General features: G+C 34.2%; 13 protein-coding genes and 1 pseudogene. 7 read left to right on the top strand and 7 right to left on the bottom strand.

The features are described from left to right. Positions 1 to 198 precede the first annotated feature (198 nt). The 7 genes from ileS (at position 199) to trpS (ending at position 7,027) form a co-directional block, all read left to right on the top strand. The gene (gene ileS, locus CJF12_RS15645) at positions 199 to 3,588 is read left to right on the top strand and encodes an isoleucine--tRNA ligase (protein ID WP_034684211.1); all 3,390 of its coding nucleotides are present in this window, start codon (positions 199 to 201) and stop codon (positions 3,586 to 3,588) included. 59 nt (positions 3,589 to 3,647) lie between these two features. Further along, entirely contained in the window at positions 3,648 to 4,028 is a 381-nt protein-coding gene (locus tag CJF12_RS15640) for a TraR/DksA family transcriptional regulator (RefSeq protein WP_002983772.1), read from the top strand. An 81-nt stretch (positions 4,029 to 4,109) separates the two neighbouring features. Then, entirely contained in the window at positions 4,110 to 4,355 is a 246-nt protein-coding gene (locus CJF12_RS15635; RefSeq protein ID WP_034684208.1) for a DUF6576 domain-containing protein, read from the top strand. A gap of 18 nt (positions 4,356 to 4,373) precedes the next feature. Beyond that, positions 4,374 to 4,568: a DUF2683 family protein gene (locus CJF12_RS15630; protein ID WP_034684206.1), complete on the top strand. Its 195-nt coding sequence runs from the start codon at positions 4,374 to 4,376 to the stop codon at positions 4,566 to 4,568. Beyond that, complete coding sequence (locus CJF12_RS15625) at positions 4,568 to 5,206, top strand: lipoprotein signal peptidase (protein ID WP_034684203.1); 639 nt, start codon at positions 4,568 to 4,570, stop codon at positions 5,204 to 5,206. Before CJF12_RS15630 ends, CJF12_RS15625 begins: the two co-directional genes overlap by 1 nt. 12 nt (positions 5,207 to 5,218) lie before the next feature. After that, positions 5,219 to 5,863 carry a SanA/YdcF family protein gene (locus tag CJF12_RS15620; RefSeq protein ID WP_034684200.1) on the top strand — a complete coding sequence of 215 codons (645 nt, stop codon included), beginning with the start codon at positions 5,219 to 5,221 and terminating at the stop codon, positions 5,861 to 5,863. A gap of 195 nt (positions 5,864 to 6,058) precedes the next feature. Further along, complete coding sequence (trpS, locus tag CJF12_RS15615) at positions 6,059 to 7,027, top strand: tryptophan--tRNA ligase (protein ID WP_034684198.1); 969 nt, start codon at positions 6,059 to 6,061, stop codon at positions 7,025 to 7,027. A gap of 20 nt (positions 7,028 to 7,047) precedes the next feature. Here the strand turns inward: trpS and CJF12_RS15610 are convergent, their stop codons facing one another. From CJF12_RS15610 to CJF12_RS15580, 7 genes and pseudogenes are all read right to left on the bottom strand, one after another. Then, positions 7,048 to 8,328: a sensor histidine kinase gene (locus CJF12_RS15610; RefSeq protein ID WP_034684196.1), complete on the bottom strand. Its 1,281-nt coding sequence runs from the start codon at positions 8,326 to 8,328 to the stop codon at positions 7,048 to 7,050. Next, positions 8,328 to 8,999 (bottom strand): response regulator transcription factor, encoded by a 672-nt coding sequence (locus CJF12_RS15605; protein WP_034684192.1) that lies wholly within the window; start codon positions 8,997 to 8,999, stop codon positions 8,328 to 8,330. The genes CJF12_RS15610 and CJF12_RS15605 overlap by 1 nt, the downstream gene beginning before the upstream one ends. An 86-nt stretch (positions 9,000 to 9,085) precedes the next feature. Next, positions 9,086 to 9,310, bottom strand: coding sequence for a PepSY-like domain-containing protein (locus tag CJF12_RS15600; RefSeq protein ID WP_034684190.1), 225 nt, complete (start codon positions 9,308 to 9,310; stop codon positions 9,086 to 9,088). A 12-nt stretch (positions 9,311 to 9,322) separates the two neighbouring features. Then, the gene (locus CJF12_RS15595; RefSeq protein WP_034684188.1) at positions 9,323 to 9,772 is read right to left on the bottom strand and encodes a PepSY-like domain-containing protein; all 450 of its coding nucleotides are present in this window, start codon (positions 9,770 to 9,772) and stop codon (positions 9,323 to 9,325) included. 85 nt (positions 9,773 to 9,857) lie between these two features. Further along, positions 9,858 to 10,553, bottom strand: a pseudogene (locus CJF12_RS15590) (YjjG family noncanonical pyrimidine nucleotidase). A 199-nt stretch (positions 10,554 to 10,752) separates the two neighbouring features. Further along, complete coding sequence (locus tag CJF12_RS15585) at positions 10,753 to 11,343, bottom strand: RNA polymerase sigma factor (protein WP_034684187.1); 591 nt, start codon at positions 11,341 to 11,343, stop codon at positions 10,753 to 10,755. 193 nt (positions 11,344 to 11,536) lie between these two features. Next, on the bottom strand, positions 11,537 to 12,028 hold the full coding sequence (locus CJF12_RS15580) for a hypothetical protein (protein WP_051887268.1): 492 nt from the start codon (positions 12,026 to 12,028) through the stop codon (positions 11,537 to 11,539). Positions 12,029 to 12,084 lie beyond the last annotated feature (56 nt).

Below are 12,084 nucleotides of genomic sequence, written 5' to 3'. Positions count from 1 at the left end.
TCTACAAGAATGATCAAGGAAATCCTTTCAAAAAATTGACATTTCACATTTTGTAATTCATAAATAATTAACCCCTTTATTTATATTTCTGGAATTGAACTTTTTAATAGATGATATCAAAATAAAACATATATTATAAACCGACAAAAAATCACTAAATTTGCCAACTTAATTAATCAACGATATTGAGATAGTACAATGAGCCAATTTAAAGAATACAAAAACCTCAACCTTATTGATATAGCCGAAAACGTTTCGGAATTTTGGAAACAAAATAAAACATTCAATAAAAGTGTTGAAATTCGTGAGGGTAGCCCTGAGTTTGTATTTTATGAAGGTCCGCCTTCTGCAAACGGTATGCCTGGGATTCACCATGTAATGGCAAGAGCATTGAAAGATATTTTCTGCCGTTATCAGACCCAGAACGGGAAACAGGTTTTCCGTAAAGCGGGTTGGGATACCCATGGACTTCCTGTAGAGCTGGGTGTTGAAAAGGAATTAGGAATTACAAAGGAAGATATTGGCAAAAAGATTTCTATTGAAGATTATAATAAAGCTTGTCGTGAAGCGGTAATGCGTTACACGGATGTATGGAATGACCTTACAGAGAAGATAGGATATTGGGTAGATCTTAATGATCCCTATATTACCTATAAATCAAAATATATGGAGACTGTTTGGTGGTTACTAAAGCAGTTATACAACAAAGAATTGTTGTATAAAGGATATACGATCCAGCCTTACTCTCCAAAAGCAGGAACAGGACTTTCGTCACACGAGCTGAACCAGCCGGGAACATATCGTGATGTTTCGGATACTACAGTAACTACTCAGTTTAAAGTAAAAAAAGAAAGTGCAAAGTTATTCGATGACGTAAAGGATGATGCTTATATTCTAGCCTGGACAACCACACCATGGACTATTCCGTCCAATACTGCTTTGGCTGTTGGAAGAGATATCGAATACTATTTGGTAAAGACTTTTAATCAATATACATTTGAACCTGTAGCAGTAGTTCTTGCAAAAGTACTTTTGGAAAAGAATTTCGGAAAAAAATATGCAGAAGGAACAGATGAAGATTTTGCCAGCTTTACTCCGGAAAGTAAAGTAATTCCATATAAGATTCTGAAAGAATTCACGGGAGATGCATTAGTTGACACTCAATACGAACAATTAATTTCTTGGTTCTTACCTGCTGAAAACCCTGAAAAAGCATTTAGAGTTATCCCTGGAGACTATGTAACAACCGAAGATGGAACAGGTATCGTTCAGATTGCGCCGACTTTTGGTGCAGATGATGCGAGAGTTGCTAAAGATGCCGGCATTCCTCCAATGTTGATAAAAGATGAAAATGACAATCTTGTTCCATTGGTAGATTTACAGGGTAGATTCATCAAAGGAAAAAACGTTCCTGAAGTGTTTTCAGGTAAGTATATCAAGAATGAATATTATGATGACGGAACTGCTCCTGAAAAATCATGGGATGTTCATTTAGCTATTTTATTAAAAGAAGAAAACAAAGCCTTTAAGGTAGAGAAATACGTCCACAGTTATCCACACTGCTGGAGAACTGACAAACCGGTATTGTATTATCCTTTGGATTCATGGTTTGTAAAAATGACAGCCGTAAAAGACCGTTTGGTTAACCTGAACAAAGAAATCAACTGGAAGCCAAAAGCTACCGGAGAAGGACGTTTTGCCAATTGGTTAGAGAATGTCAATGATTGGAACTTATCCCGTTCACGTTATTGGGGAATCCCTTTACCGATCTGGAGAACAGATGATTTAAAAGAAGAAATCATTATCGGTTCTGTTGAAGAACTCTATAATGAAATCGAAAAATCTGTTGAAAAAGGTTTCATGAAGGAAAATCCTTTCAAAGGTTTTGAGATCGGAAATATGTCTGAAACCAATTATTCTTTGGTCGATTTACATAAAAATGTGGTTGACAAAGTCATTTTAGTTTCAGAATCAGGAAAGCCAATGAATCGTGAAAGTGATCTGATCGATGTTTGGTTTGATTCAGGCTCAATGCCTTATGCACAGCTGCATTATCCTTTTGAAAACAAAGAATTAATCGATACTAACAAAGCCTTCCCTGCTGATTTTATCGCAGAGGGTGTTGACCAGACCCGTGGATGGTTCTATACTTTACACGCAATTGCAACAGCAGTATTTGATTCGGTTGCTTATAAAAATGTAATGAGTAACGGGCTTGTTCTGGATAAGAACGGTCAGAAAATGTCTAAGCGTTTAGGAAATGCAGTGGATCCGTTTGAGACACTTTCTGTTTACGGACCTGACGCAACACGTTGGTATATGATTTCGAATGCAAATCCTTGGGAGAATTTGAAATTTGATATCGAGGGAATCGACGAGGTAAGAAGAAAATTCTTCGGAACTCTTTATAACACCTACTCGTTCTTTGCTTTATATGCTAATGTTGATGGATTCAATTATTCAGAAAAAGAAGTAGAAAACCGTCCTGAAATTGACCGATGGATTCTTTCTGAACTGAATCTTTTAATAAAAGAAGTAAAAGCATTCTACGAAGATTATGAACCAACAAGAGTAGCAAGAGCAATCAGTACTTTCGTTAATGATAACCTGAGCAATTGGTATGTGAGATTATGTAGAAGACGTTTCTGGAAAGGAGATTATTCAGAAGATAAAATCTCTGCTTACCAGACTTTATATACTTGTCTTGAAGTTGTAGCAAAATTATCTGCTCCTATTGCTCCATTCTTTATGGATCAATTGTATCAGGATTTAAATAAGGTAACCGGAAAAGGAAATGTTGAATCGGTACACCTTACAGACTTCCCTGTAGCTGATGAGAGTCTGATCGATCAGGATCTGGTTGAAAAAACACACATCGCACAGAATATCACCAGTATGGTTTTCTCTTTAAGAAAGAAGGAGAACGTAAAAGTACGCCAGCCATTACAAAAAGTATTAATCCCTGTTTTAGATTCTAAAGCTGAAAATCAGATTTTGGCTGTAGCAGAATTGATCAAGCAGGAGGTGAACGTAAAAGAGCTACAGTTAATTAATGCTGAAGAAGCCTCTCATCTTATTGTAAAACAGATAAAACCAAACTTTAAGGCTCTTGGACCTAAATTAGGTAAAGACATGAAAGTAGTAGGAAATGAAATTGCTGATTTTTCAACAGAACAAATTTCTACTTTGGAAAAAGATGGTAAAATCGATGTTCAAGGTTATGAAATAACAATAAGTGACGTTGAAATTTCAACAAAAGATATTCCGGGATGGACGGTAACTTCTGATGGGAAAACAACTGTGGCATTAGATTTGACGTTGACAGACGAGTTAAAATCTGAGGGGGTTGCAAGAGAGTTTATTAACAGGGTTCAAAACCTTAGAAAAGATAAAGATTTCGAGCTTACAGACAGGATTAATATCTTCGTTGAAGAAAATTCACCATTCCTTGATGTTTTCAAGAAAAATGAAGAATATATTTCATCAGAGGTCTTGTCAAATAAAATAGAAATTGTATCTTCACTTTCAAATTTTAACGAAATCGAAATAGATGAAGTTAATTTTAAGATAAATATTGAAAAAAATTAACATATAGTTATTGGATTTCAAATTCCATTTCATAATTTTATTAAAAAAGAGAAAAGAACATGTCAGACGAAAGAGTAAGATATAGCGATGCTGATTTACAGGAATTTAAGGCTATAATTAAAGAGAAAATAGAGAAAGCAGAAAAGGATTTACAACTGATCAGAGAAAGCTTCATCAACGACCAGAACAATGGAACAGATGATACTTCGCCCACATTCAAAGCTTTTGAGGAGGGTGCTGAAACGCTAAGCAAAGAACAAAATTCTATTTTAGCGGGAAGACAGGAAAAATTCGTGCGCGATCTTAAAAATGCTTTAATCAGAATCGAAAATAAGACCTATGGTGTTTGCAGAGTAACAGGTAAGCTAATTCCAAAAGAAAGACTTTTAGCAGTTCCTCATGCTACACTTAGCATCGAAGCGAAAAATATGCAAAAATAACCGTAAGGTTTGTAAAATAAATTTGGGTTTATAATGTATTATTTTTTAATACTTTATAAACCTAATTTTTAATTTATATCCATGAGCGAATATTTAATTTTAGGGATTGTTCTTATTGTAGTTTTATGGTTTTTTAATCGGGAAAGAATTAAAAACAGATTCTTCACTCCAAAACAGAGAAACTATACCATAGATGATCAGTTTAATTCTGACAAACGCGAAAGGGAAAAAGAAATTGACAAACTTTTAGGTAAGATGGGCAAAAACGGAATCAATGATCTTTCTGCAAAAGACAGGAAAAGACTTGACGAGCTGTCCAGAAAATAAACATCTAAACTGAGAAAAATGGAATCTATAATAGTACATCCTAAAAATCCTATGGAGCTCAGCGCACTGAAAAGTGTTCTGAAAGAAATGAACATTAAATTTGAAAAAGCCCATGTTAAGAGCTCATTTAATGGACAGAAAGTGATCAAAAAAGCAAGCGATAATAAAAACGTAAAACCGGCTGCAAAACCTTCAAAACCTAAAGGACTGTAATGAAAAAGATCTTAGCTGTAACTTTTCTTATTTTATTAATCGACCAGGCTTCAAAAATCTATATCAAAACTCATTTCAACCTGGATGACAGTGTTTCTGTTTTCCCGGGATTCAAACTTACTTTTGTAGAAAACCCAGGAATGGCTTACGGGCTTCATTTCGGAGGTGTTATCGGAAAATATTTCCTGGTTATTGTAAGGGTATTTCTGATCGGAGGGATGGTTTATCTTTTCAGAAAATGGCTTCAAAAAGGAGAATCCAATTATCTTTTGATCCCCATGGCCATGATTTTCGCAGGTGCTATAGGTAACCTGATTGACGGAATGTTTTACGGTTTATTATTCGACAGTGGAACCGTATATGATCCAAGCATCGACCGATGGATCGGATATGGCGGTATTTCCAAATTTGCGACTGCAGGTGAAGGATACTCCACTTTCATGAGAGGCTGTGTAGTAGATATGCTTCATTTTCCTTTGGTAGACTGGAATGTTCCGGAAAGTTTTCCTTTGATTGGAGGAAAACATATCGAGTTCTTTAAATATATCTTCAACGTAGCAGATTCAGCGATTACAGTAGGAGCCGTATTCTTATTAATTTTCAGAAAGAAAGCCTTTCCTAATGGCCTGGAATTCTAAAAATTAAACAACATGAAAAAATTGATTAAAAATATTTTTAAATTTTTCCTGCTTCTTATTGTGGCAGGAATTATTTTTATAGCTTTTGCCAATTACAATATAAAAAAGCAAAGTGACCCTTATGTTTCCAGCAGGATTACGGATATTCCCGAATCTAAAACAGCACTGCTTCTGGGAACAAGCAAAACTTTAAATAGCGGATTACCTAATGCTTATTTTTACAACAGAATCCAGGCAGCAATAGATCTCTATAAAAGCGGGAAAATACAATACATCATTGTAAGCGGTGATAACAGCAGAAAGGATTATAATGAGCCGGAAGATATGCAGCTGGCTCTAATGAAGTATGGCATTCCTAAAGATAAAATCATTCTTGATCATGCGGGCTTCAGAACCTTGGATTCCGTCGTGAGAGCTAAAGATATTTTCGGACAGACCAAGCTGGTCATCATTTCACAGAAGTTTCATAATGAAAGAGCCGTGTTTTTAGCTCGTAAAAATGGAATTGAAGCATATGGATATAATGCCAATGATGTCAGTAAATATGCAGGCCTTAAAACCAATATGAGGGAATACCTGGCGAAAGCCAAAGTATATTGGGATCTTCTTTTTGGGGTAGAGCCGAAGTTCGGAGGAGAAAAGATTGTGATTCCTTAGTATCTGTTGTAGATCACAGGATTAATGATGTTTTTTTGTAAAAAGTATTCATGTAAAATGTATTCATGAGATTTATCCAAAAAATCTTTTAATCTTTTAATCTTTTAATCTTTTAATCTTTTAATCTTTTAATTCATTATTCCGCCAAACCTCGTAAATTTGCAATTCATTAATTTTTATAAATAATACAACAAAATGTCAAGAATTCTTACCGGCATTCAAGCCACCGGAACACCGCACCTTGGGAATTTATTAGGTGCTATTATTCCTGCTGTAGAATTATCAAAACAGGAGGGAAATGAATCATTTCTATTCATCGCAAATCTGCATTCACTGACTCAGATTAAAGATGCGAAAGAACTAAAACAAAACACCTACGAAATAGCTGCGGCTTGGCTTGCTTGTGGACTTGATACTGAAAAAACATTCTTTTACAGACAAAGTGATATCCCTGAAACCTGTGAACTATCTTGGCATTTATCTTGTTTTTTTCCTTATCAGAGATTAACATTAGCTCATTCATTTAAAGATAAAGCGGATCGGCTTCAGGATGTAAATGCAGGTCTTTTTACCTATCCTATTCTAATGGCTGCAGATATCTTATTGTATGATGCGGAAGTAGTTCCCGTAGGAAAAGATCAGCTTCAGCATTTGGAAATTGCCCGTGATGTAGCTTCCAGGTTTAATAATCAGATGGGAGAAGTTTTGGTTCTTCCGCAAGCTGAGCTGCAGGAAAACACCAAATATGTTCCTGGAACAGATGGCCGTAAAATGTCTAAATCAATGGGAAATATTATTAATATTTTCTTATCCGACAAGGAGTTGAAAAAGCAGGTTATGAGCATTGAAACAGATTCTAAATCTTTAGAAGAGCCAAAAGACCCTGAGACAGATAAAGTTTTCGCGATTTATCAGCTAATTGCAACTCCTGAACAGACAGAAGAGTTAAGAGCAAAATATTTAGCCGGAAATTTTGGTTATGGCCATGCTAAAACAGAGCTTTTAAATCTGATCACTACCCGTTTCCAAAAAGAAAGGGAAACATTTACTTATTATATGACTCACCTGGATGAGCTGGAAGCAAAACTTCAGGAAGGAGCTACTAAAACTAGAGTTATTGCACAGGATACCATTAAAAGAGTAAGAGAAAGTTTAGGAATCTAAATAGACAATATAGCCATTATTTATCCTTTTACAGATAGGATAAAACAATGCAATTGATCATTAAACTCATAAGCAATATTCCATCCGGGGTATTGCTTTATTATGGTCTTAATAATAGATAACCCCAGCCCGGTTGAACTATGATCTGAGCCCTGCTTATAGAAACGGTTAAAGATCTCTGATGTATTTAACGGCCTCTCCGAACCTGTGTTCTGGAAAATCAATCTTCTTTTTTCAGTAATGATATTGATGGTTCCATGTTGAGTATTATACTTAACAGCATTTTTAAGGAGATTAGAAAGAAGAACCTCAGCAAGATCAGGATTAAAAGCAGCTTCAAGAGTTTCTTTTTCCACAACATTCACTTCTATTTTCTTATATGCAATAAAGTCTTCATAGCTTTCAAGAAGATTGTGGATCAATTCATTAAAATTAACCCGTACCGTTTTGTTAAACTGATTATTTTCTATTTTGGAAAGCATTAATAAGGATTTATTCAAGCCCGCCATTCTCCGAAGATCATTTTTAACATCATTAAAAAGGCCCATGCTCTTCTTATCGAGATCTTCATCCTGCATGGCCAGATCAATCTTATTGATAACAATTGCTAATGGCGTCTGTAATTCATGGGAAGCATTTTCTATAAATTGTTTCTGCTGGTGAAAAACAAGTTCATTACGCTCAATCATCTCATCAATTTCCACATTCAACTCTTCAAACTCTTTTATAGAAAAATTTTGAGGTTTATAAGAAGAGGGAATCCCGAACTGATATTTTTTAAGCTTTTCCAGGATTAAATAGAAAGGCTTCATTGCCTTATGAAGTAAGAACCCATTAATCGCAATAATACTTATAACCAGTAACAGATACAAAACTATAAGTGCCGTGCTTAAATCATATACCAGCTCATCCTGTTCAACCGTAGAGGTTCTTATAACAAGCTGCTGATATTTTCCGAACTGGTCTATAAAATCTGTCTCAAGTACCCGGTAAGGCTGATCTTCATCATCATATTCCATATAATACATTTTATTATACAGTCTGTTTTTATCTTTATATGCTGACTTGGAAATAGGATTAATCTTAAATTCATTAAAACCGAACTCATTATTATTCAACAGTTTTTTATCCAGGTATACCGCTTTGATAATTTGAATTTTCCGGTTTTTCAACCCATCATCCACATTGTCATATACTTCATCCAGAATATAAGCATAGAATAATGCTGCCCACACTGCAATGATTAATAGCAAAACAGTGATCAGATATTTTATGGTATAATATTTTAAAGAAACTTTCATTATACAAGTTTATATCCTATTCCATAAACAGCCTGAAAATCAGCTTCAGCACCTGAAGCTTTCATTTTTTTCCGGAGGTTCTTTATTTGAGAATAAATAAAATCCAGGCTATCTGCCTGGTCAATATAATCACCCCAGATGGCTTCTGCAAGCATTGTTTTTTGCAGCGTTTTTTCCGGGCGGATTACAAAATAGTATAGAAGATCATATTCTTTACGGTTAAGAGCAAGCTCTTCATCATTAATCGTAACTTTCCGGTTATCGGGATCTATAGAAATGTTTTTATATGCAATGGTATTTTCTCCATCTTGTTTTTTTCGCCTGATCACTGATTTAATTCTGGCCATTAGCTCAGCCAGATGAAAAGGTTTAGCCAGATAATCATCCGCTCCAATTTCAAGACCATTGACCTTATCATCAACTGAATCTTTGGCGGAAAGAATGATTACAGGATCTTTTTTATGCATGTTTTTAATTTCTTTCAACAATTCCATCCCATTTCCATCTGGCAGCATAATATCAAGGAGAATACAATCGTATTCATAAGAAATAATTTTATCCAATCCTGAACTAAAAGTTTCTGCATATTCAACAATAAAGTGTTCTCCTTCAAGGAAACTCTGAACAGTATTCCTCAACTCTGGTTCGTCCTCAATAATTAAAATTTTCATATTCTTTTGTTTAGAATGGTATCGTATGCACGTCAAATATATAAAATTATAAACCTCCCTATTCAGGAGGTTATCAGGTATATTATTTAAAAACTACTTTTTACAAAGCTTCCGTTGGTTGTAAAGATCAGCTTCAGATCATTGAGCAGATTTATTTTATAAGCTGTCTTTGTTTTCTCAATAGAATCTACTACAACACAAGGATAATGTCTTGTGATATAACCTACAATATTTTTTCTAATTGCTCTGCTGCTTATTAAATTCCAGTTGACCATATCATTTAAGTTTATTGGTGTTATACTATATTTCATTGTTGAACTGTATTAATCGTCAATCCGTTTAAAATTTCCATTTTTATCGAATTCAAGATCTACACCATTAGAAAGCTTTGCTTTATACGACCATCTTTCTTTTTCTATTTTTGTGATATGAGTATTGGGAAAACTCTTTGCTACATAGTTCTTAATAGGTACGGGAATAAAACCGTATGGCAGCTTCTGATGCTCACCATCTACTTCTTTCCAATTTCCATTGCGGTCAAATTCTATTTTGGATCCATTGGATAAGTACACCTTATACTCATCTACCCCATATATTTCTCTGTCTTCTATTGCAGAGCTTACTGAAATATTCTTAAAATAAGTCACCAGAAAAGTCTTTGCCGTTTTTGGCAACTGATTCTGGCTAATGGCTCTATCTTGTGCAAAGACCAACCCTGCCGTTAGTAAAAAAACTAAAGTGAATGCTCTTGTGATTTTCTTAAAATTTTTCATAACATAAAATTTTGTTCGTTTATTATACAGCAAAATTCCATATTAATTTAGGAAAGAATTAGGAAAGAATCCCAAAAGACAATTTTTATAAATATTCTTTAATCTGCAAAAGATGCTTAATCGATTTCAAACCCTCTTCTTGTTTGTTTTCATTAAATACATCAAAGAAAATGACATCCATCCCGAAATTCTGTGCTCCTACAACATCAGCAATCCAGTCGTCACCTATCAGAATACTTTCTTCTTTACCAGCATTCGAAAGACCTAATGAATATTCAAAGATTTTAGGATTCGGTTTTCTTACTCCTACAGCATCGGCACTTGTTATGGTATTGAAATAGTGATCAATTCCGGATAATATACATTTTCTTTCTGTCACTTCTTTAAAGCCGTTAGAGATAATATGCAGTGTATACCCTTTGGACTTTAAATAATCCAGAATGTATATAGCCCCCTCTACCAGTTCATTATGGTTGAGTATTTTATCTAGAAAATGTTCTTCAAAATATTCGGCAAGCTACTCATCGTCAACTCCAAAATGCTTAAAAGTATCATAAAAACGATGCTTTCTCAGGTATTCCTTATCGATAATACCATCTCTGATCTTCTCCCAAAGGGACTCATTGATCTCATGATAAACCGTGTGGAATTTCTCAAAATCGATAGAGTAATTCAGAGTAATTTCCTGTTTTTCAAAAAGGTCTTTAATGGTAAGATATGCGTTTTTGCGGTGATCCCAAAGTGTATTATCGAGATCAAAAAAAATGTGCTGGATTTTCATACAGCACAAAATTAATAATTTTAATTCTTGGAAATCGGAAAATTCTTGCTCTTAATTTTAATTACTTCAAGATTTTTTGAAAAGTTGAGTAAAAAATCAACTGTTTGTTTTTTTGGTTTCAAAGTTTTCACTTTTAAGGAATCATTTTTTTTCATAGGCGAAATATGTTTTTCCTTAAAACGGGAATTTTTTCAAATTATTATCTCGTAAGTATAATATTATTCTCTTCCATAATTTTCCTTAAATTGATTAAAGCGTAACGTACACGTCCTAGTGTGGTATTAATGCTCATGTCCGTGTGATCTGCAATCTCTTTAAAACTCAATCCGTCAAAAAATCTCAGCTTAATAACTTCCTGCTGGTTCTGCGGAAGAAATTGCAGCATTCTCAATAAATCTTCCTGAATTTGATTAGTTACTAATTGATCTTCAATGTTTTCAGAAGGTTCCCGTATCAGATCAAAAATAGAATACTCATCCGTTTCAAAAGTGGTTTCAGAAACTTTGATATTTTTCGATTTTAGTCTAAAGTGGTCAATAATAAGATTGTATGCAATTCTTTTCGCCCAAAGAATGAATTTTCCTTCCTCATTATAACGGCCTTCTTTCAACATCACGATAATTTTCATGAATGTATCCTGAAAAACATCATTGGCTAGGTCTTCATCATTAATTTTGTAAAAAATGAATGTAAACAGTTCTCTCTGATGACGATGGATAAGGGTTGACAATGCTCCTTCGTCTCCTTTTTGGTAAAGGGAAATTAATACGCTATCCGATTTTGATTTCATTACTCTTCTCAATATATTTTTGTCGACAGTCTTACACCCAGATATTTTATCTGGTTTAAGCTGTAAATGCAAAACAGTTTTTAAGAGTAAAGTCCAATCAATAAGCAGTATGTTTATTTATGGATGTAAATATAATAAAATTTTAATAACTGTTAACTAATTATTAAATTTTAAGAAAAAAATTTAGAAAAAGTTACTTAAACATGTCATGAATGAAGACTGTAGGTATATTTAATGTAAAATTAACATTTACACCCTTCAGCTGTTTTCCATTGAGCTCAGCTCCTCCGATAGGAAAAGCATAACCCGCCGTAAGATCCAATAATCCGAATAAAGTAACCCCCACTTTAGGAGCTATATACTTATTGGTTCCCTCCACTCCTGCTAAGAAATAATAAGAATGGTAAAAGTCTACATTTTTTTCAAAATTCAACAAGACATCGGCCTGCAGTTTTGGCATTATAGCAAATTTAGAATGAGTAGATCCCATTAATGCGGAAGCACCTACTCTATAAATCACATCATCATTTTTCAGGAAAAGTAATTTACCTCCTAATTCTCCAAAACTCTGATTCTGGTATACATAGCCTACATTAATCATCTTATGCATTGTATACTGTGCTTTAGCCAGCGTGGACAGGAAAAACAGGGACAGTACAGTTATTACAAATCGAAAGTTCATCATCTTGAATTGATTTTAGGTGCAAAATTAAAAAAAACTGCCTTATCTCATGAAGGATA

It is taken from the genome of Chryseobacterium piperi (assembly GCF_002285635.2).
Taxonomy (GTDB): domain Bacteria; phylum Bacteroidota; class Bacteroidia; order Flavobacteriales; family Weeksellaceae; genus Chryseobacterium; species Chryseobacterium piperi.
This window is presented reverse-complemented; position numbering and strand designations above follow the sequence as displayed.

What these genes read in the sequence shown, in the direction of transcription:
- CJF12_RS15640 (WP_002983772.1), top strand. Translation starts at nt 3,648, where the DNA reads ATGTCAGACGAAAGAGTAAGATATAGCGATGCTGATTTACAGGAATTT.
- CJF12_RS15610 (WP_034684196.1), bottom strand. Translation starts at nt 8,328, where the DNA reads ATGAAAGTTTCTTTAAAATATTATACCATAAAATATCTGATCACTGTT.
- CJF12_RS15620 (WP_034684200.1), top strand. Translation starts at nt 5,219, where the DNA reads ATGAAAAAATTGATTAAAAATATTTTTAAATTTTTCCTGCTTCTTATT.
- CJF12_RS15600 (WP_034684190.1), bottom strand. Translation starts at nt 9,310, where the DNA reads ATGAAATATAGTATAACACCAATAAACTTAAATGATATGGTCAACTGG.
- CJF12_RS15580 (WP_051887268.1), bottom strand. Translation starts at nt 12,028, where the DNA reads ATGATGAACTTTCGATTTGTAATAACTGTACTGTCCCTGTTTTTCCTG.
- ileS (WP_034684211.1), top strand. Translation starts at nt 199, where the DNA reads ATGAGCCAATTTAAAGAATACAAAAACCTCAACCTTATTGATATAGCC.
- CJF12_RS15605 (WP_034684192.1), bottom strand. Translation starts at nt 8,999, where the DNA reads ATGAAAATTTTAATTATTGAGGACGAACCAGAGTTGAGGAATACTGTT.
- trpS (WP_034684198.1), top strand. Translation starts at nt 6,059, where the DNA reads ATGTCAAGAATTCTTACCGGCATTCAAGCCACCGGAACACCGCACCTT.
- CJF12_RS15630 (WP_034684206.1), top strand. Translation starts at nt 4,374, where the DNA reads ATGGAATCTATAATAGTACATCCTAAAAATCCTATGGAGCTCAGCGCA.
- CJF12_RS15625 (WP_034684203.1), top strand. Translation starts at nt 4,568, where the DNA reads ATGAAAAAGATCTTAGCTGTAACTTTTCTTATTTTATTAATCGACCAG.
- CJF12_RS15585 (WP_034684187.1), bottom strand. Translation starts at nt 11,343, where the DNA reads ATGAAATCAAAATCGGATAGCGTATTAATTTCCCTTTACCAAAAAGGA.
- CJF12_RS15595 (WP_034684188.1), bottom strand. Translation starts at nt 9,772, where the DNA reads ATGAAAAATTTTAAGAAAATCACAAGAGCATTCACTTTAGTTTTTTTA.
- CJF12_RS15635 (WP_034684208.1), top strand. Translation starts at nt 4,110, where the DNA reads ATGAGCGAATATTTAATTTTAGGGATTGTTCTTATTGTAGTTTTATGG.